Raw genomic sequence first — 19,338 nt, forward strand, 5'->3', positions numbered from 1 at the left:
GCAGCCCACGAGCACTGCCCCCAGCATCACCAGGTGATGGGTGTTACTTGGTGGCCAACTGATATTCCGGCAGGTTCTGCCAGTTGAAGGACACGTTGTCGACGCCCTTGGCAGCGGCAGCCGAGATGTTGCTGTACCACAGCGGGATCACGGGCAGGTCCTTCATCAGGACCGCCTGTGCCTCGTTGTACAGCTTGTAGCGTCCGTCCTCTGTCTCCTCGGCCGCAGCCTTCTCGATCAGGGTGTCGAACTCCTTGCTGGAGTAGTCGCCGTCGTTGGAACCTGCGCCGGTCGCGTACAGCGGAGCGAGGTAGTTGTAGATCGACGGGTAGTCGGGCTGCCAACCGCTACGGAAGGCAGTCTTGATGGTGCGCTTCGTGACATCGGTGCGCAACTCGGCGAAGGTCGGGTACGACTTGCCCTCTGCATCGATTCCCAGCGTGTTCTTGATCTGGTTGGTCACCGCGTTGACCCAAGCGTCGTGTCCGCCGTCACCGTTGTAGGCGATCCGGAAGTTGCCATCCCACTTGCTGATGGCGTCGGCCTTGGCCCACAGGTCCTTGGCAGCGGCCTTGTCGAAGGTCAGCACCTCGTTGCCGGGGATGCTGTCGGAGTAACCGGGCATCAGCGGCGAGCTGAAGTCCTTGGCCGGCGTGCGCGTGCCGCTGAAGATCTTGTCAGTGACCTGCGCACGGTCGATGGCCTTGGAGATGGCCTGGCGACGCAGCGTGCCTTCTTCGTTCTGGCCGAAGTGCTTGGCGGTCTCCGGGATGACGAACGACTGGAACACCGAACCGGGCTCGGAGAACGGCTGGATCGACGAGTCCTTCTCGAAGGTGCTCAGCGCACTGTCCGGGACCGACTTCAAGATGTCGAGGTTTCCGGCCTGGATGTCAGTGTAGGCAGCGTCGAGGTTCGTGTAGAACTTGAACGTCACACCACCATTCTTGGCCTGACGAATGCCCTTGTAGTCAGTGTTCGGAGCGAGCGAGATCTCCTTGTCGTGGACCCAGGCACCCTCCTTCGCGAGCTTGTACGGACCGTTGCCGACCGGGTTCTCGCCGAAGGCCTCGAAGTCCTTGAACGCGGCTTCGGGGAGCGGGTAGAACGCCGAGTAGCCCAGACGCGCCGGGAAGTCGGCCTCGGCCTGGTTGAGCTCGATCGTGAAGGTTGCGTCATCGACGACCTTCAGGCCCGAGAGCGTCTTGGTGGTGGGCTTCTCGGCCTGCACCTCGTCGAAGCCCTTGATCGGGTAGTAGAAGTAGCTGCTCAGTCGCCCGTTCGTGCTGAGCGCTCCGTCGTTCCAGGCGTCGACGAAGGACTTGGAGGTGACGGGGGTGCCGTCGCTGAACTTCCAGTCGGTGTTGATCGCGACGGTCCAGGTCTTGTTGTCGTCGGACGTGATCGACTTGGCGACCTCCATCTTGGAGCTGCCGTCGGCTTCGTAGGCGATGAGACCGGCGAAGAGCAGGTCGATGACGTTGCCGCCACCCGTCTCGTTCGTCGCGGACGGGATCAACGGGTTCTGCGGCTCCGAGCCGTCCACGTTGATGACTGCGTCGGTGCTGGCTCCGCTGCTGCTGCCGCCGCTGTCGCTGCCGCCGCAGGCGGCCAAGGTCAGGCCTGCCACGGTGAGCAATGCCACACCCGCAAGGCGTGTTCGCCTGGTGAGTCGCATACTTCCTCCTGTGTTCGAGAGTGCGCGCACGCGTGTGCGCCCCCTATTGCTATCACCGAGACGGGCACCCGGCACAGCGTTAATGGGCTCCGTAATCAAAGTGTTACCAAAAGGTACGAGTCAGTCCTCACCAGCAAGTCAATAGCTCTGCTGAGTCATAGCTCATGGTCCTCGAAGGTCACTGTCCACATGCCGGACGGGAACTGCAGGGTAAAACAGCATCGGCCGGCCCCCCATCTTGGGGAACCGGCCGATGTAGGTGCTGAGCTCAGCCCTTGCGCTTCTTGATCTCTTCCGTGGCCTGTGGGAGGACGGCCTTCAGGTCACCGACGACACCGAAGTCGACGAGCTCGAAGATCGGAGCCTCGTCGTCCTTGTTGACCGCGATGATCGTCTTGGACGTCTGCATGCCGGCGCGGTGCTGGATCGCACCCGAGATGCCGTTGGCGACGTAGAGCTGCGGCGACACGGTCTTGCCGGTCTGACCCACCTGGAACGAGTGCGGGTACCAGCCGGAGTCGACCGCGGCGCGCGAGGCGCCCACGGCGGCACCGAGGCTGTCGGCGAATGCCTCGACCTCGGTGAAGTCGCCGCCCGTGCCACGCCCGCCGGAGACCACGATGGCGGCCTCGGTGAGCTCGGGGCGACCCGAAGCCTCCTTGACCTTGCTCGAGGTGATCTTGGCGGTCTTGGCGACGTCAGAGACGTCGGCCGTGACTGCCTCGACGGCGCCGGCGCCGGCTACGGCCTCCGGCGTCGTGGAGTTGGGCTTGACCGTGATGACCGGTGCGCCCTGGGTGGACTGCGCCTTGACGGTGAAGTTGCCGGCGAAGACCGACTGCGTCGTGGTGATGGTGCCTCCGTCGACCTGGACGTCGACCGCGTCGCCGATCCAGCCCGACTCGGTCTTCAGCGCCACGCGGGCGCTGATCTCCTTGCCCTCGGCGCTGGCGCCGACGAGCACGGCGGCCGGGCTCTTGTCGGCGACGAGCTGCGCGAGCGCCTCGGCCTTGGGGGCGACCAGGAAGTCGGTGTAGACGGCGTCGTCGTACGTGTAGATCTTCTCCGCGCCGTACTCCGCGAGCACGCCGTTGTCGGCAGATCCGAAGACCACCGCGGAGGGCTCACCGATGCGGCGGGCGATCGTGAGCAGCTCGAGCGAAGGCTTGGTGACCTTGCCGTCGGGGGCGTCGATCAGAACGAGTACTTCAGTCATGTGTCAGTGCCCTTCTCAGACGAACTTCTTGGCGGTGAGGAACTCGACGAGCTTGGCGCCGCCGTCTCCCTCGTCCGTGACGATCTCGCCGGCGGTGCGCGGCGGGCGGGGCTCGAACGACTCGACCTTGGTCCAGGCGTTGTCCAGGCCGACCGAGCCGGCGTCCAGACCCAGGTCGGACAGCGTCCACTCCTGGACGTCCTTCTTCTTGGCGGCCATGATGCCCTTGAACGACGGGTAGCGGGCCTCGCCGGTCTGGTCGGTGACGCTGACCACGAGCTTGCCGCTGGCCTCGATGTCCTGCGTCGCCACATCGCCATCGCGACGGATCTTGACGGTGTCACCGTCGACCGTGATCTCCGAGGCGTACGTCACGGCCGGAACGCCGAGGCGCTCGGCGACGAGGGTCGGGACGACGCCGAGACCGGCGTCGGTCGACGCCATGCCGAAGAACACCAGGTCGTAGTCGAGCTTCTTGATGGCTTCGGCGAGCACGAGCGACGTGGCGAACGCATCCGAGCCGTGGATCGCGTCGTCCTGCACGTGGACGCCGGCGTGGGCACCCATCTGCAGTGCCTTGCGAACGGCGTCGGACGCCTGCTCGGGACCGACGGTCAGGACTGTGACCTCACCGTCACCGGCCTCGATGACCTGGAGCGCCTGCTCGACCGCGTACTCGTCAAGCTCCGAGAGCAGACCGTCGACACCGACGCGGTCGACGGTGTTATCGGCGCTGAAGGTCCGGTCTGCGGTCGCATCCGGTACGTATTTCACAGCGACAACGATTTTGGTCACGAGGACCCTCCTGTGATTCTGGGGCGCGACGACCAAACAGTCGCCACGGCAGTCTCTGGACTGTGCAAGAGCCACCATCCCACGCCAATCGGCGGCGAGACGACGCGGCTCTTCGTCACCTGAATGTTACCTACAGGTAGCAATTCGGGCGACAGATCGGGGGCATGGGGTAGGTCACACCCTCGACGTCAGTCCTCGATCCGGGAGCGCAGGAACGACTGGGCGAACAGACCGACCAGCAGATAGCCCATCGAGCCGAGTCCCCATGCCACCAGCGCCTCCTTGTCGTCGGCGTTGGCGCCCGTGAAGGTGAAGACGTCACGCAACGGCCCCACCAGCGCGTCGGCGATCGACGACAACGCGTCGTACGCCGCGTTGTTCTCCCCCGCCCCTATAGCAACCATCAGGGCACCCACGGCGAGGGTGACCGAGCAGATGAGTCCGATGGCTCCGAGCGCGGCCGCAGTCGCCGCGATCGCCCGGCGAGCACCGGATGACCGATCGGGGTCACCCGTCGCGGTCTGCACTCCGGCGGCCTTCTGTCGGCGACGCTCTGCGAACGAAACCTTGGGCTCACGGGGAGGCTCGACGATCCGGTCCGGACGCTTGTTGGCCCGCTGCGCCACCTTCTCGCTACGGGCAGCCTCCTTCGCGTCGGCACGCTCCAGACGGGCCGACTCCTTCGCCTCCCGATGCTCCCGGCGGGCCGCCAGCTTGGCATTGGCCGCCTGAGCCTTGGCGCTCTTGCCCCCGAGATCGAGGGCCTCGCGACGTTCCCGCTCGTCGCCCTCCTCGATGGACTTCTCATCATCGGGCTCGGGATCGGGCTCGGGCTCGGGTTCGGTGCTGTCCTGTTCGAGCTCGAGCTCCGCCGCGTCCTGGACCGTCTCGACCTCAGTGACGGGCTTGGGCGACTCCACGGACTCTTCTTCGGCCGCCACATCAACCGGCTCCAGCTCCCGGTCATGCTTCTGGGCGGTGTGAGTGTCGACCTGGGCGGCGCGGGCTGCCGAGCGGGCCGCCGCGGCCTGCGCCCTGGCGTCGTTGCGCTCGGCCCTGGCCTGTTGCTTGGCCTCGGTCTTCGCCGCGGCGGTCGCCCGTCGCGCGTCGCGCGCGTCCTGGCGGTGCTGCCGTCCAGGCTCGACACCATCGCGCCCAAGATCCTCGGACAACGCTGTCTCGTCTGCGGCCGACACCTCGGCGATCTGGGTCAGCTCGACGTCAGCAGCCACGGCGTCGGCCCGCTCCTGGGCCCGTGCGACGGTCGCCAGCTCGCGGGTCTCCTCGCGCTCTCGCCGGGCCTCTGCTTTGGCATCCAGCTTGGCCTGCTTGGCGTCGGCCTTCTGCTGCTCGCGTGCGGCCTTGGCCTCGTCACGTCCACGACGCGCCTCGGCCTTCGCTGCGGCCTTGAGCTCGCGGTGATCGCTGCTGGTGACCTCGGGTGCGATCGAGGTCTCCACGGTCGCCGTCGCTTCGTGCGTAACGGGCACGTCCGCGGGATCTGGATCGACCAGGTCGTGGCCGAACTCCTCGGACGTGGCATCGTGCTCGCGGCGTGAGGGCGCCGCATCGTCGGCCTCGAGGCCGGCGACGATGGACCCTGCGGTCAGGAAACTACTTGCGGCGGACGACTCTTTTTTTGATCTTGGGGGCGACTGCCCCAGAGTCGTCATTCACCTCCTCGGGCGAATGATCCAAGGTTTCCTCGATGTCTGGTGCCTCATCGACATACTCGTCGACCAGTGGAGCAGGCATCGTCAACGGCGTGGACGCCGATGTGTGATTGGCCATCACGATGTGCTCCTGGGCGACCCGCTCGGCCTCGGCCTCGGCAGCAGCGACCCACTCCAGCGCGGTGCGCTCGGCCTCCTGCAGTTTCTCCTCGGCGGCCGAACGCGCCGCGGCGACAGCCTGGCTGAGCCGCTCCTGGGCGTCCCGCTTGGACTGCACGGTGACCCGCTCGGCCTCGGCCTGGGCCGCGGCGACACGTTCACGGGCATCCTGCTCGGACCTGTCCGCGACTCGGCGGGCCTCGGCCTGCGCCTGGGCAATCCGCTCCGCAGCATCCTTCTCGGCCTGGGCGACCTTGCGCTCAGCGTCGAGCCGCGCAGCCTCCACGTCGGCGGCAAGCTTGCGCTCAGCCTGCTCGCGCGCCTCACCGGCCAGGCGCGCAGCGTCGTTGGCATCCGCCGCGACCCGTTCCGCCTCGGCCTGGGCCGCGCGGATCTTGTCGGCAGCCATGCGCTCAGCGTCGGCGAGCTTGGCAGCGGCCTCGGCGCGCTCGGCCTCCGCCTCCTTCGCAAGCTTGTCAGCCTCTTCGTTGGCCCGGTCGACAAGCGCCTTGGCCTCATCGCGCTCACGTGCCAGCTCGGCTGCCGCCTCGTCGTGACGCTGGGCTGCCTCCGCGGCCAGACGATCAGCCTGCACCTTGGCCGCGACGAGCTTTTCCTCGGCGGCGCGCTCGGCGTCGGACACCCGCACGGCGATCGCCACCCGTTCGGCGGCGGTCTCCTGGGCGTACTTCTCGGCCTCGGCCTTGGCCGCCGCGACGTGGCTGCGCGCGGACTCCTCGGCCTCCCGGATGGTCTGCTCGGCCTGCGCCTTGACCTCGACCAGACGCGCGTCGGCCTCCTCGCGCTCCTTGGTGAGCTGAGCGAGCGCGGCCTCACGATCTGCAGCGGCCTCGGCGGCGACCTTCTCGGCCTCGGCCCGCGCAGACGCGACATGGCCCGCCGAGGTCTGCTCCGCCTCGGCAACGATGCGCTCTGACTGCGCCTTGACGTCGGCGAGACGGGCATCGGCAGCTTCGCGTTCCTTGGCCAGCTGTGTGAGCGCGGCCTCTCGATCCGCAGCGGCCTGCGCAGCGACCTTCTCGGCCTCGGCACGGGCGGCCTCGATACGACGCTGCGCGTCCTGCTCGGCGGCCTCGAGGCGGCGCTGCGCCGCCTCCTCTGCGGTCTTCTCGGACTCGGCCAGGCGGCGCTCGGCCGTGGCCTTGGCCTTGGCCTCGGCCTCCTCGGCGAGACGGAGGGCTTCGGTGTTGGCCTGCTCGATGCGCAGCTGGGCCTGGCGTTCGGCCTCGGCCTTGGCGGCTGCGACACGCTCGTCGGCCGCCTTCTGGAGCTCGGCGATCTTGACTGCGGCAGCCTTGCGCTCTCGCTCGATGTCGGCGGAGACACGATCGGCCTCCTGCTGCGCTGCGCTGACCCGCTCGGCAGCGGCCTGCTCGGCCGCCTGGAGGCGGGCCGCAGCGATCTCCCGCTGGGCGGCCTCGTCGGACTGCAGACGCGCCGACACCTCCGCACGTTCGCGGGCTGCCTCCTCCATCAGTCGGGCGGCCTCGGCCCGGGCCGCGGCAACCCGTTGCTGGGCAGCGGCGCTCGCGGCGGCAAGCTTCTCGGCGAAAGTCACCGGCACAGTGCCTGCTGCTGGCGTTGCAGGTGTGGGCACCGGCGTCGGCTCGGGGCGTACGTCTTCGACGGGTTCGGGCGTCGGCTCGGGGCGTACGTCCTCGACGGATGCTGTCGGCTCGGGCTCCACGCGCTCGGCGACCGGCTCGGGCTGCGGCTCGTCGACTCGTTCGGGTGTCGGCTCAGGCTCCGCGCGCTCGGCGACCGGCTCCGGCCGTACTTCCTCGACCGGCTCGGGAGTCGGCTGAAACTGCACGTGCTCGACGAGCGGCGCATCATTCTCGATCAGCTCAACGACGGGCTCCTCGACAACGGGCGGCTGGAGCGCTGCCGCAACCTCGGGCTCGGCCTCAGAGTCAGGTGCGGGATCGTCGGAGAACTCGGCCGCTGTCGGCGCACTACCCATGCGCCAGGAGAGTGCCCCGTTGCGGGCCTCGTCCTCGACAGGAGCGTTTTCACCGGTCGGTTCCTGGCGCGCGACGGGCTCCTCGAAGGAGATGCGTGCGGATGACGGCTCGACCGGCTGCGCCTCCGCGACGGGTGCCGGCTCGCTGACGGCCGGGAAGGTCTGCGTGGACTCCTGCTTGTCCTCGGCGCGGTCCGGTGGTGTCGAGACCGCTTCGCGAGCAGCATCAAGCTTTTCCGCAAGGGTCTTCTCCGCGGGAGCGTTGTCGTCGGACGAGTCTTCGCGACGCACGGCGTGGCGCTTGGATGCGGCAAAAGCCTTGGCGGCAGTGCGCTCGGCCCGGCGCTTCTCTGCGGCCGCCTGACGGGCTGCGCGTGCGGCGGTCCGGCGTGCCCGAGGGTTGTCCCCGTCGCGCTCGTCAGTCTTGTTGGCATCGTCAACGTTGCTGGCCTCGTCAGCCTCATCGGCTTCGATACCAGCAGCGGCCTGGGACAGTACGCCACCGGATGCCCGACGGCGCATGCCGTCGTCCGACTTCGCGGCGGAAGCGGAGCCTGACTTGAGGGCCTCGGCCTCCTCGTTCGCGAGCATGTCCGCGGCGACCCGCAACGGGTCAGCCCGCCGACGGTCGACCGGCTGGTTGGACTCTGAGTCGGTCATGACTCCCTTTCATCTACACCGCTGATGGCACGTCGTGCTCAGTATGCCCCATGCGTCACCTGTGTCACGCGTGTTGCGCCGTGTGCCGGACCGCGTCGCGCAATTCCCGTTCCAGCACGGAAGGCACCACTTTGGTCAACGATCGGGACCGCCGGAAAGTCATGTACCCGAGAGCAGATTCGCTCGGTTGACCGGCCCCGGCCTCAAGTGCGGAGGCCCGTGGTAGCCCGACTTCGGCCACCCGGCATGATGGACCTACTTATCAGTAACGAGGAGGCCCGGTGCGAATCGCGCTGCTGTCGTACCGGAGCAAGGCCCATTGTGGCGGTCAAGGCGTATATATACGTCACCTGAGCCGCGGGCTCGTCGAGCTCGGCCACGAGGTCGAGGTGTTCTCGGGTCAGCCCTATCCCGAAGACCTCGACCCGCGCGTGCGACTCACCCAGGTCCCGAGTCTGGACCTGTTCCGCGAACCCGATCCGTTCCGCACACCCCGGCTGCGTGAGTTCACGAGCGCCACCGACGTCCTGGAATATGCGCTGACGCTGACCGGCTGCTTCGCGGAGCCGTTGACCTTCAGCCTGCGGGCCGCCCGCCTCCTGCGTGACCGCGCCGACGAGTTCGACGTCGTGCACGACAATCAGAGTCTGGGTTACGGCCTGCTGTCACTCCTGCGACGTGGAGTCCCGCTCGCGGCGACGGTCCATCACCCGATCAGCCGTGATCGTGCGGTCGACCTGGCCGCAGCTCCCCTGCGCCGCAAGTTGTCGGTCCGCCGCTGGTACTCGTTCGTGCCGATGCAGGCACGCGTGGCCCGTCGCATCCCGATCGTCCTGGCCGTCGCGGGCGCCTCGGCCGCCGACTCCGTCGAGGACTTCGACCTCGATCCGGCCCAGATGCGCATCGTCCCGCTGGGGGTCGACACCGACCTGTTCGCGCCGAAGGACTCGCGGGTGCCCGGTCGGATCGTCGCGATCGCCAGCGCTGATCGTCCGCTCAAGGGGGTCGTCCACCTGCTGGAGGCGGTCGCCAAGCTGCGCACCGAGCAAGATGTGGACCTGCACCTGGTCTCCAACCTCGAGCCCGGCGGCGCGACCGAGCGGCGGATCACCGAGCTGGGCATCCACGACGCGGTGCACGTCGTCAACGGGATCAGTGACGAAGAGCTGGCAGCCCTGCTGGCCTCGGCCGACGTGATGTGCGTTCCATCGCTCTACGAAGGCTTCTCGCTGCCGACGGTCGAAGCCATGTCATGCGGCACTCCCGTGGTCGCAAGTCGGGCCGGCGCACTGCCCGAGGTCGTCGGCGACTGTGCCGTGCTGGTCGAGCCAGGTGACTCCGACGCCCTGGCGGCCGCCGTCAAGGAGCTGCTCGAGTCGCCCGCTGAGCGCGCTCGGCTTGGCGCAGCGGGTCGCGCCAGAGCCCTCGAGCGCTACAGCTGGACCTCGGTCGCGCGGGCAACCGTCGACGCCTATTCAGAAGCCATCGCCGCAGCACGCGGCCGGACGAGCAGGAGCTCGCATGCTGACCGTTGACTTCGACCGACTGCGAGTCGGACGCGGCACCCGTTTCATCGACGTCGGCGCCGGCGCCGGCCGTCACTCGTACGAGGCTCTGAGGCGCGGCGCACTCGTGACCGCGTACGACATGGACGAGGTCGAGCTCAAGGGCGTCGAGGACATGTTCGGTGCCCTCGAGCTCGAGGGCGAGGTGCCGCCCGGTGGGGCCGGACAGGTCCGGGTCGGTGACATCCTCGACATGCCGTACGCCGACGGCAGCTTCGACGTCGTGCTGGCCTCGGAGATCCTCGAGCACGTGCCGCAGGACGACCAGGCGATCAGCGAGCTCGTACGCATCCTGGCTCCCGGCGGCATCCTGGCCGTCACGGTCCCCCGGTGGCTGCCGGAGCGTGTGTGCTGGGCCCTGTCGGACGAGTACCACGCCAACGAGGGTGGCCACATCAGGATCTTCAAGGCTGATGAGCTCGAGGCGAAGATCGTCGCGGCCGGCATGACGTTCACCCACAAGCACCACGCCCACGCCCTGCACGCGCCGTTCTGGTGGCTCAAGTGCGCGGTCGGCGTCGGCCGCGAGCAGCACCCGCTGGTGCGCACGTACCACCGGATGCTCGTGTGGGACATGATGAAGGCACCCGCCACGACGAGGCTCGCCGAGCGCGCGCTCAATCCCGTGATCGGCAAGAGCGTCGCACTGTACTTCCAGAAGCCGCTCTGACGATGCCCAAGATCCCGTCCGTGCCCGGCGTGCTGACGCAAGCCCAGGTGCGGCAGACCGCCGACTCGATCGTGGCGACCCAGCTGCCGTCGGGCGCCATCCCGTGGTTCACCGGGGGCCACACCGATCCGTGGGACCACGTCCAGGCAGCAATGGCACTGAGTGCAGCCGACCGACCACACGAGGCCGCCCGAGCGTACGGCTGGCTCCGCGACGTGCAACGGCCCGACGGATCGTGGGCCATCCGCTACGTCGGCGAGATCGTGGAGGACCCGCACACCGATTCCAACTTCTGCGCGTACCTCGCGACCGGCGTCTGGCACCACTGGCGGGCCACGGGCGATCGGGACTTCGTCGAGCTGATGTGGCCGACCGTGGCACGCGCCATCGACCTCGTGCTCGGCATGCAGCGGCCCGATGGCGCGGTCGTGTGGGCGCGGACCGAGACCGGTCCGGAGGACGAGGCCCTGGTGACTGGCAACGCCAGCATCCACCTGAGCCTGCGGTGCGCCATCGCCCTCGCCGAGCTGCTCGACGATCCGCAGCCGGCTTGGGAGCTGTCCGCCGGTCGCCTACGGCACGCGCTGGACGACCACCCCGAGCTGTTCAACCCCAAGCCGACGCACTCGATGGACTGGTACTACCCGCTGCTGGGCGGCGCGATGGCGCCCGAGCGTGCCGCGCAGCGGATCGACGAGCGCTGGGATGACTTCGTCGTCGACGGACTGGGCGCACGGTGCGTCTCGACCAACCCCTGGGTCACGGGGGGCGAGACGTGCGAGCTCGCGCTGGCACTGGATGCTCTCGGCCGCACGGACGAGGCCCGGACGCAGCTCGCCGCGATGCAGCACCTGCGCGACGACGACGGTTCCTACTGGACCGGTCTGGTCTACGACATCCAGACCCGTTGGCCCGTCGAGCGGACCACATGGACCGCCGCGACCGTGATCCTGGCTGCTGATGCTCTCTCGCGCACAACGCCGGCCAACGGCGTGTTCCGTGGCGAGGGCCTACCGTTGTTCGACTGGAAGGCAAGCGACTCATGCCCGTGCCCGAGCCCGTTGTAACCGAGTTCCCAGAGCGGCTGGCCCGACTTGCCGAGTCGGTCAGGGGGTTCATGCCGCCTGAGGAGGGCCTCGCGCTGCACGCAGCCGCCACGGCGTACGTCCGCCCCGGCGGGGTCGCCGTCGAGATCGGCACGTACTGCGGCAAGTCGACGATCTACCTGGGTCACGCAGCCCAGGTGACCGGGTCGACCGTCGTGACGATCGACCACCACCGCGGCTCCGAGGAGCACCAGGTCGGCTGGGAGTATCACGACGCCTCCCTGGTCGATCCCGATTCCGGCCGCTTCGACACCCTGCCGACCCTGCGGCGCGCGCTGGCCGATGGTGACCTCGAGGAGGTCGTCGTGCCGATGATCGGCCGCTCGGTCGCCGTCTCAAGGTGGTGGCACACGCCGGTGGATCTGGTGTTCATCGACGGAGGGCACACCGACGAGGCAGCACAGCTGGACTTTCACGGCTGGGCTCCGTGGGTCCGACTCGGTGGCGCGCTGGTGATCCACGACGTGTTCCCCGACCCCAACGACGGGGGCCAGGCGCCGTACCGGATCTATCGCGAGGCGATCGACAGCGGCGACTTCGTCGAGTCGTCGGTGACCGGATCGATGCGCGTCCTCACCCGGGTCGAGATCTCCCCCGACTCCCGCTGAACGACGGCTGAGCCACCGTCCGCGGGTTCAGGGGGCCGGTGTGAGCCAGAGCACGCCTGCTGGCGGGATCTGCACGAGCGCGGAGGCCTGCTGACCGTGCCACGGCTTCGCCTCGGCCTCGACAGCCCCGAGGTTGCCGACCCCTGAACCGCCGTAGATCTGCGAATCGGTGTTGATGACCTCGCGCCACGTGCCCGCCGACGGCAGTCCGACGCGGTAGTCGTGGTGCGGGGAGCCGGAGAAGTTCGCGATGCAGGCGACTTGCGAGCCGTCCGACCCGGTCCGCAGGAAACAGATCACGTTGCCGGCAGCGTCGCTCGCATCAATCCAGCCGAAGCCCTCGGGCTGGCTGTCAGCCGACCACAGTGCCGGCGCATCGCGGTAGAACGTGTTGAGATCGCTGACCAGGTGCAGGATCCCGGAGTGCAGCGGCTGGTCGAGCGCGCCCCAGTCCAGTGAGCCCGACTCGGCCCACTCCGTCTCCTGGCCGAACTCACCGCCCATGAACAGCATCTGCTTGCCCGGATGCGCCCACATGAACGCCAGCAGTGAACGCACACCGGCGGCTTTGTTCCAGTCGTCGCCGGGCATGCGCTGCCACAACGATCCCTTGCCGTGCACGACCTCGTCGTGCGACAGCGGGAGAATGAAGTGCTCGGTCCACGCGTAGTCGATCGAGAACGTCATCTCGCCGTGGTGGAACGAACGGTGCACCGGCTCGTGTCCCAGGTAGGTGAGCGTGTCGTGCATCCAGCCCATGTTCCACTTGAAGCCGAAGCCCAGCCCGCCGCTGCCGGTCGGGCTGCTGACGCCGGGCCAGGCCGTCGACTCCTCGGCGATCATCACGACGCCCGGGTGATGCCTGTAGACCGTGGCATTGAGCTCCTGCAGCAGCTGGACTGCCTCGAGGTTCTCCCGTCCGCCGTGCACGTTGGGCACCCAGCCACCCTCCTCGCGGGAGTAGTCCAGATAGAGCATCGAGGCGACCGCGTCGACCCGCAGCCCGTCCAGGTGGAACTCCTCGAGCCAGAACAATGCGTTGGCCACCAGGAAGTTGCGCACCTCCGGGCGTCCGAAGTCGAAGACGTACGTGCCCCAGTCCGGCTGCTCGCCGCGGCGCGGATCGGGGTGCTCGTAGAGCGGGGTCCCGTCGAAGCGCGCCAGCGCCCACTCGTCGCGGGGGAAGTGCGCCGGAACCCAGTCGACGATGACGCCGAATCCCCGCTGGTGCATCTCGTCGACGAACCAACGGAAGTCGTCCGGCGACCCGAAGCGTGAGGTCGGTGCGTAGTAGGAGGTGACCTGGTAGCCCCACGACCCCCCCAACGGGTGCTCGGCGACCGGCATCAGCTCGACGTGCGTGAACCCCGTCTCGGTCAGGTAGTCGGCGAGCTCGTCGGCAAGCTCGCGATAGCCCAGGCCGGGCCGCCACGAACCGAGGTGGACCTCGTAGATGCTCATGGGCGCGTCGATCCAGGTCGTCGCATTGCGCGCGGCGACCCACGCGGCATCGGTCCATCGGTGCCTGGGCGAGACCACGACCGACGCCGTCGCGGGCGGTATCTCGGTCCCGAATGCCATCGGGTCAGCCTTCTCGTGCCACTGGCCGTCGCGACCGTGGACGCGGAACTTGTAGTGCGTGCCGGCACCGGCACCGGGCACGAAAAGGTCCCAGACGCCTGAGCCCCCGAGCCGGCGCATCGGGTGGCTCCCGCCGTCCCAGGCGTTGAAGTCGCCGACGACCTGCACGGCCTGCGCACCGGGCGCCCAGACCGTGAACGAGGTGCCCTCGACCGAGCCGTCCGGACCCTCGTACGTCCGGACGTGCGCGCCCAGCACCTCCCACAGCCGCTCGTGCCGTCCTTCGCTGATCAGGTGCAGATCGAGCTCACCGACGGCGGGCGGCCACGGTCCTTGGTCGGGTCCAGTCATGGGTTGTCCCCCTCGGTCATGATCCGGGCGATCGAGGACAGCGGAACGCTCAACCAGTCCGGTCGATTGGCATGTTCGTAGCCGACCTCGTAGACCGCCTTGTCGAGCTCGAGCGCCCGGAGCAGGTCGGCGCTGGCACGGGGATCCTCGTCCGCCACGTGCGCATAGCCATCGCAGAATGCCGAGCGGTTGTGCTCGGCCCAGCTCATGGCCCTGGCTGTCTGCTCGGGTTCGTCAGGCTGACCGACGAGCAGCTGCTGCGCGGCGTAGTCGAATGAGCGCAGCATTCCCGCGACGTCTCGCAGGGTCGAGCGCAGTGCCGAGCGCTCGGCCAGGCTCGCGGCCGGCTCGCCCTCGAAGTCCAGGAGCAGCCAGCCGTTGATGGTGCGCAGGACCTGACCCAGGTGCAGGTCTCCGTGGACGTACTGCATCGTCAGCGGCCGACCCTGCTCCGTGATCCTGGTGAAGGCCGCCCGCAGGCCCGGCGCGTGCTCGGCCAGCACGGGCACCTCAGCCACCACCCGCTCAAGGCGTTCCAGCATGTCCGAAACCGTGCGGTCCAGCTCGCTGGGATCGACCTGCTCGGCACCCAGCGCCGTCGCAAGGTCTGCGTGCACCGTCGCGACGGCCTTGCCGAGCCGGTACGCCTCACCGGAGAAGTCGCCGCCGAGCTCTCCGGGGGGCAGACCCGATGTGTCGGCCATGAAGTCGCGCACGCTGGTGCTCGCCATGACCCATCCGTCGGCGGCATCGGGCATGAAGCGCTGCAGCATCCCGATCGTCAATGCCTCACCGTCGAGCTCGCCCGTGATGGAGCCGAGCGGATCGGCGATGTGCCGGCAGCCGACGTCGCGCAGCGCGCGGTGCAGCCGGAGGTCCTTGTTGAGACCGGGGGTGAGCTTGCGGAAGAGCTTCAGGATGTACTGGCTGCCGTAGACCAGCGACGTGTTGCTCTGCTCGGAGGTGATGGGGTGCGCGCGAAGGCCACCTGTCAGCTCGACGCCCGGCTCACGCTCGAACGCCAGTCCGTCGACGCGCTCCCCCGCAGCGATGAAGTCGAGCAGGCATGCGGTCAGGTCGGCGTCACCGCTGGCCTCGTAGCATGTGAGCCCGTCCTCCAAGCCGATCGAGGCGACCGAGGCGACGTCCGGCAGCTGGGACTGCCGGCTCCCGATCAGCAGCTGGTAGGGCTCGCTGCGATCACCCTGCTCGACCTCCACCATGAGATGGATCAGCAGCGGGTCGCCATCGAGCAACGTCGTCCAGGCGCGGGGCCGGACCGCCGTGATGTCCCGGTCCTTACCGCCGAACCAGCGTTGGGTCGGCAGCCAGGTCGGCAGCGCGGCCGCGACCTGCTCGATCAGGTCGTCCCGGGGTGCCACGGCATCGCCGCTCTCACCAGGTCCGGTCATGCCTGACTCCTCCGTTCGCCCTCGTCGCCGAGCTCGGACAGCTGGAACCAGTAGAAGCCGTGGCCCGGCAGCGTCAGCAGGTACGGCAGCTCTCCGATCCGCGGGAACCGCACGCTGCCGGTCAGCTCGACCGGCGTGTAGCCCAGGTGCTCCGACAGGTCCAGCTCGACAGGCTGCGGGAACCTCGACAGGTTGTTGACGCACAGCACGACGTCCCGCTCACCGTCCGGTCGCACCCACACCCGCTTGTAGGCCAGAATGCTGGGGTTGGAGCCACCGAGGTCGACGAACTCGCCCTCCGCGAACGCCAGGTGCTCCTTGCGCACCGCGATCATCCGTCGGGTCCAGTTGAGCAGGGAGGCAGCATTCCCCTGCTGCGCCTCGACGTTGATCGACTCGTAGCCGTAGGTCGGATCCATGATCGGCGGGAGGTAGACCCGGCCCGGATCGGATCGAGAGAAGCCCGCGTTGCGGTCCGGCGACCACTGCATCGGCGTACGCACGGCATCCCGGTCACCGAGCCAGATGTTGTCGCCCATGCCGATCTCGTCGCCGTAGTAGAGCACCGGTGAGCCCGGCAGGCTCAGCAGCATCGCCGTGAACAGCTCGAGCTGGTTTCGGTCGTTGTCGAGCAGCGGCGCGAGCCGCCGGCGGATGCCGATGTTGGCCTTCATCCGCGGATCCTTGGCGTACTCCCGGTACATGTAGTCGCGCTCGTCGTCGGTGACCATCTCGAGGGTCAGCTCGTCGTGGTTGCGCAGGAAGATGCCCCACTGCGTCCCGGAGGGGATCTCGGGGGTCTGCGCGAGAATCTCCGAGATCGGGAATCGCGACTCACGCCGCACGGCCATGAAGATGCGCGGCATCAGCGGGAAGTGGAATGCCATGTGGCACTCGTCGCCGCCGACATCGGGATTGCCGAAGTACTCCACGACGTCCGACGGCCACTGGTTGGCCTCGGCCAGCAGGATGCGGCCGGGATACTCCGCGTCGATCGTCGCGCGGGTCTTGCGGAGGTATTCATGCGTCCGCGGAAGGTTCTCGCAGTTGGTCCCCTCCTCCTCGAACAGGTACGGCACGGCGTCGAGCCGGAAGCCGTCGATGCCCAGGTCGAGCCAGAACCGCAGGACGTCCAGCATCGCCTCCTGGACCTCTTCGTTCTCGAAGTTGAGATCCGGCTGGTGGCTGAAGAACCGGTGCCAGAAGAACTGGCCGCGCACCGGGTCGTACGTCCAGTTGGAGGTCTCGGTGTCGACGAAGATGACCCGCGCGTCGGGATAGGCCAGGTCGTCGTCGCTCCAGACGTAGTAGTCGCCGTACGGCCCGTCCGGGTCGTTGCGTGACTGCTGGAACCAGGGGTGCGCGTCGGAGGTGTGGTTGAGGACCAGGTCGGTCACGACCCGGATGTCGCGCTTGTGCGCCTCCTCCAGAAGGAACACGAAGTCCTCGACCGTGCCGAACTCCGGCAGCACGGCACGGAAGTCGCTGATGTCGTAGCCACCGTCGCGCAGCGGCGAGGCGTAGAACGGTGGGAGCCACAGGCAGTCGACCCCCAGCCACTGGAGGTAGTCGAGCTTGCCGGCCAGACCTCGCAGGTCACCTGTGCCGTCGCCGTTGGAGTCCGCGAATGCCCGTACCAGCACCTCGTAGAAGACCGCATGCTTGAACCAGGTCGGGTCCGTGCTGGCCTGCTCGGCGTGACCGAAGTCATCGGCCTGCGGCTCGACGAGCGTGCCGTCCGCGGATATCGCCTCGCCGGTGTGCGGTGTGTCCTCGAGCCCGACGAGCGCGCTGTCCGGTGCTGGGTCCTCTGGCATCTGGTGACCTCTCGTTGTGGCGAACGTTCCTATGTTGACCCGATCGGGGGGTCACTCGTGTCGTTGCAGGCTGATGATGTGCGCCGACGCCCTGGTCGGGTCGAGCCGCACATAGTTGCCGTCGCCCCAGTCGTAGGTCTCTCCCGTGACCTCGTCGTGCGCGACCAGGTGCTCACCGGGTGAGAAGCCGAGGGCCGGCAGATCGAGCCACAGCGTGCCCTCGCGGACCTCGTGCGGATCGAGCGAGACGACGATCACGACGGTGTCACCGGTCGCGGGATCCTGCTTGGAGTACGCGATCAGCGCATCGTGGTCGATGTGGTGGAAGTGCAGCGTCCGCATCTGTTGCAGTGCGGGATGCTCCCGACGGATCTGGTTGAGCCGGGTCAGCCACGGCTCGAGCGAGCGCCCCTCGGCCAGCGCTGCGGCGTGGTCACGCGGACGGAGCTCGTACTTCTCGGAGTCGAGGTACTCCTCGCCTCCCGGCTTGACCGCCTGGTGCTCGTACAGCTCGTAGCCGGCGTATACGCCCCACGTCGGCGCCAGTGTCGCGGCGAGGGCAGCACGCAGCGCGAACATGCCGGGTCCGCCGACCTGCAGGTGCTCCGGAAGGATGTCAGGCGTGTTGACGAACAGGTTGGGCCGCCCCTCGTCCCAGTGGTCGCGCAGGTCCTCGCCGAACTCGGTCAGCTCTTCCTTCGCGGTGCGCCAGGTGAAGTACGTGTAGCTCTGGGTGAAGCCCAGCCTCGCCAGCCCCCACAGCCGCGCCGGCCGGGTGAACGCCTCGGCGAGGAACAGCACATCGGGGTGCGCGGCCTTGACCGAGGAGATGAGCCAGGCCCAGAAGTCCGGCGGCTTGGTGTGCGGGTTGTCGACCCGGAAGATCTTGACGCCTCGCTCAACCCAGTGCAGCGTGACCCGGAGCATCTCGGCATAGATCGCGTCACGATCATTGTCGAAGTTGAGGGGGTAGATGTCCTGGTACTTCTTCGGTGGGTTCTCCGCGAACGCGATCGTGCCGTCGGGCAGTGTCGTGAAGAACTCGGGGTGCAGTGCGACCCACGGGTGGTCCGGCGCGACCTGCAGTGCGAGGTCGAGCGCGATCTCCATGCCGAGATCGCCCGCTCGCCGGACGAACGCCGCGAAGTCCTTGTCGGTGCCGAGCGTGGGGTGGATCGCGTCGTGCCCGCCCTCCTTCGCGCCGATCGCCCACGGTGAGCCGGGGTCGGCCGGACCCGGGGTCAGGGAGTTGTTGGGGCCCTTGCGGTTGACCCGACCGATCGGGTGGATCGGCGGCAGGTAGACAACGTCGAAACCCATCCGGGCGACCCGGTCGAGCTCGCGGGTCGCGGTCTTGAACGTGCCGTGGACGCGCTTGCCCTTCTGGTCCACCCCACCCGTCGAGCGCGGGAAGAACTCATACCAGGAGCCATACGCCGCACGGACCCGGTCGACCCAGATGGTCCGCTTGGGGCCCCGTGTCACGAGCCGGCGCACCGGGTGATCGGTCATGATGCTGCGGACGTCGTCGGACAGCGCCGGCCCGGTGCGCGCGCCCAGTGGGAGCGCAACAGTCCGCAGGGCCGTCGCGGCGCCGGACAGCGCGGCGTACTGCTTGTGGCGCTCCTTGCGTCCGGCCACCTCGTCCAGCAGGCGGGCCGCCAGCTCGAGGTCGTTGCCGAGCTCGTCGCCGCCCTGACCGGCCGCGAGCTTGACCTCGATCGAGTGCACCGCAGTTGCCCACGGGTCGCTCCACGCCTCGACGCGGTAGGTCCACAGACCCACAGCCTCGGGCACGATCGTCGCACCGAACAGATCCGAGTCGACGCCCTGCTCAGCCATGGGCGTCGTTCGGTCTCGGCGCTCGCCCGGACCGCGCCACACCACGGTCGCGGAGACCGCGTCGTGACCCTCGCGCCACACCGTCGCGGTGACCGGGACGTGTTCACCGGTCACGGCCTTGGACGGATAGGTGCCGTCACCGGACCGAGGTCGGACGTCGTCGATCCCGAGTCGATCTGTCATACGTGGACTCCCGTGCGTCGTGGGCGTCTGTCGCCTCG

13 protein-coding genes are annotated in these 19,338 nt (G+C 68.2%); 4 read left to right on the plus strand and 9 right to left on the minus strand.

Translation table 11 applies throughout. The features are described 5' to 3' along the window. Nucleotides 1–43: 43 nt before the first annotated feature. The 5 genes from C6I20_RS10155 to C6I20_RS10175 all read right to left on the minus strand — a co-directional run bounded on the left by C6I20_RS10155 (nt 44) and on the right by C6I20_RS10175 (nt 8,165). Entirely contained in the window at nt 44–1,645 is a 1,602-nt protein-coding gene (locus tag C6I20_RS10155; protein ID WP_254052104.1) for an ABC transporter substrate-binding protein, read from the minus strand. Nucleotides 1,646–1,946: 301 nt separating this feature from the next. After that, a complete protein-coding gene (locus C6I20_RS10160; RefSeq protein ID WP_118395859.1) occupies nt 1,947–2,894 on the minus strand; it encodes an electron transfer flavoprotein subunit alpha/FixB family protein in 948 nt (315 codons plus the stop codon). A gap of 15 nt (nt 2,895–2,909) precedes the next feature. Continuing rightward, entirely contained in the window at nt 2,910–3,689 is a 780-nt protein-coding gene (locus C6I20_RS10165) for an electron transfer flavoprotein subunit beta/FixA family protein (protein ID WP_254052105.1), read from the minus strand. Between the two features lie 188 nt (nt 3,690–3,877). After that, on the minus strand, nt 3,878–5,362 hold the full coding sequence (locus tag C6I20_RS10170) for a hypothetical protein (RefSeq protein ID WP_162891253.1): 1,485 nt from the start codon (nt 5,360–5,362) through the stop codon (nt 3,878–3,880). Beyond that, nucleotides 5,304–8,165 (minus strand): hypothetical protein, encoded by a 2,862-nt coding sequence (locus tag C6I20_RS10175; RefSeq protein ID WP_118395862.1) that lies wholly within the window; start codon nt 8,163–8,165, stop codon nt 5,304–5,306. The genes C6I20_RS10170 and C6I20_RS10175 overlap by 59 nt, the downstream gene beginning before the upstream one ends. A gap of 281 nt (nt 8,166–8,446) precedes the next feature. Here C6I20_RS10175 and C6I20_RS10180 point away from each other — a divergent pair, with 281 nt between their 5' ends. From C6I20_RS10180 to C6I20_RS10195, 4 genes are read left to right on the plus strand one after another with little or no spacing between them, the layout of a single operon-like run. Beyond that, entirely contained in the window at nt 8,447–9,700 is a 1,254-nt protein-coding gene (locus C6I20_RS10180; RefSeq protein ID WP_118395863.1) for a glycosyltransferase family 4 protein, read from the plus strand. Beyond that, on the plus strand, nt 9,687–10,400 hold the full coding sequence (locus C6I20_RS10185; RefSeq protein ID WP_118395864.1) for a bifunctional 2-polyprenyl-6-hydroxyphenol methylase/3-demethylubiquinol 3-O-methyltransferase UbiG: 714 nt from the start codon (nt 9,687–9,689) through the stop codon (nt 10,398–10,400). Before C6I20_RS10180 ends, C6I20_RS10185 begins: the two co-directional genes overlap by 14 nt. A gap of 2 nt (nt 10,401–10,402) precedes the next feature. Next, nucleotides 10,403–11,467, plus strand: coding sequence for a prenyltransferase/squalene oxidase repeat-containing protein (locus C6I20_RS10190; RefSeq protein ID WP_118395865.1), 1,065 nt, complete (start codon nt 10,403–10,405; stop codon nt 11,465–11,467). Then, complete coding sequence (locus tag C6I20_RS10195; RefSeq protein WP_118395866.1) at nt 11,443–12,114, plus strand: class I SAM-dependent methyltransferase; 672 nt, start codon at nt 11,443–11,445, stop codon at nt 12,112–12,114. Before C6I20_RS10190 ends, C6I20_RS10195 begins: the two co-directional genes overlap by 25 nt. A 27-nt stretch (nt 12,115–12,141) precedes the next feature. Here the strand turns inward: C6I20_RS10195 and glgB are convergent, their stop codons facing one another. Genes glgB through C6I20_RS10215 form a run of 4 tightly spaced genes read right to left on the minus strand, consistent with a single transcriptional unit; the run spans nt 12,142 to nt 19,300 of the window. Continuing rightward, the gene (gene glgB, locus C6I20_RS10200) at nt 12,142–14,046 is read right to left on the minus strand and encodes a 1,4-alpha-glucan branching protein GlgB (RefSeq protein WP_118395867.1); all 1,905 of its coding nucleotides are present in this window, start codon (nt 14,044–14,046) and stop codon (nt 12,142–12,144) included. Beyond that, the gene (locus C6I20_RS10205; RefSeq protein WP_118395868.1) at nt 14,043–15,458 is read right to left on the minus strand and encodes an aminoglycoside phosphotransferase; all 1,416 of its coding nucleotides are present in this window, start codon (nt 15,456–15,458) and stop codon (nt 14,043–14,045) included. The genes glgB and C6I20_RS10205 overlap by 4 nt, the downstream gene beginning before the upstream one ends. Continuing rightward, nucleotides 15,455–17,275: a maltose alpha-D-glucosyltransferase gene (treS, locus tag C6I20_RS10210; protein ID WP_118395869.1), complete on the minus strand. Its 1,821-nt coding sequence runs from the start codon at nt 17,273–17,275 to the stop codon at nt 15,455–15,457. The genes C6I20_RS10205 and treS overlap by 4 nt, the downstream gene beginning before the upstream one ends. A 51-nt stretch (nt 17,276–17,326) precedes the next feature. Further along, entirely contained in the window at nt 17,327–19,300 is a 1,974-nt protein-coding gene (locus C6I20_RS10215; RefSeq protein WP_118395870.1) for a maltotransferase domain-containing protein, read from the minus strand. Nucleotides 19,301–19,338 lie beyond the last annotated feature (38 nt).

This window comes from Aeromicrobium sp. A1-2 (assembly GCF_003443875.1).
In the GTDB taxonomy this organism is placed as follows: Bacteria; Actinomycetota; Actinomycetes; order Propionibacteriales; family Nocardioidaceae; genus Aeromicrobium.

What these genes read in the sequence shown, in the direction of transcription:
- C6I20_RS10160 (WP_118395859.1), bottom strand. Translation starts at nt 2,894, where the DNA reads ATGACTGAAGTACTCGTTCTGATCGACGCCCCCGACGGCAAGGTCACC.
- C6I20_RS10170 (WP_162891253.1), bottom strand. Translation starts at nt 5,362, where the DNA reads ATGACGACTCTGGGGCAGTCGCCCCCAAGATCAAAAAAAGAGTCGTCC.
- C6I20_RS10175 (WP_118395862.1), bottom strand. Translation starts at nt 8,165, where the DNA reads ATGACCGACTCAGAGTCCAACCAGCCGGTCGACCGTCGGCGGGCTGAC.
- C6I20_RS10185 (WP_118395864.1), top strand. Translation starts at nt 9,687, where the DNA reads ATGCTGACCGTTGACTTCGACCGACTGCGAGTCGGACGCGGCACCCGT.
- C6I20_RS10190 (WP_118395865.1), top strand. Translation starts at nt 10,403, where the DNA reads ATGCCCAAGATCCCGTCCGTGCCCGGCGTGCTGACGCAAGCCCAGGTG.
- C6I20_RS10195 (WP_118395866.1), top strand. Translation starts at nt 11,443, where the DNA reads ATGCCCGTGCCCGAGCCCGTTGTAACCGAGTTCCCAGAGCGGCTGGCC.
- glgB (WP_118395867.1), bottom strand. Translation starts at nt 14,046, where the DNA reads ATGACTGGACCCGACCAAGGACCGTGGCCGCCCGCCGTCGGTGAGCTC.
- C6I20_RS10205 (WP_118395868.1), bottom strand. Translation starts at nt 15,458, where the DNA reads ATGACCGGACCTGGTGAGAGCGGCGATGCCGTGGCACCCCGGGACGAC.
- treS (WP_118395869.1), bottom strand. Translation starts at nt 17,275, where the DNA reads ATGCCAGAGGACCCAGCACCGGACAGCGCGCTCGTCGGGCTCGAGGAC.
- C6I20_RS10215 (WP_118395870.1), bottom strand. Translation starts at nt 19,300, where the DNA reads ATGACAGATCGACTCGGGATCGACGACGTCCGACCTCGGTCCGGTGAC.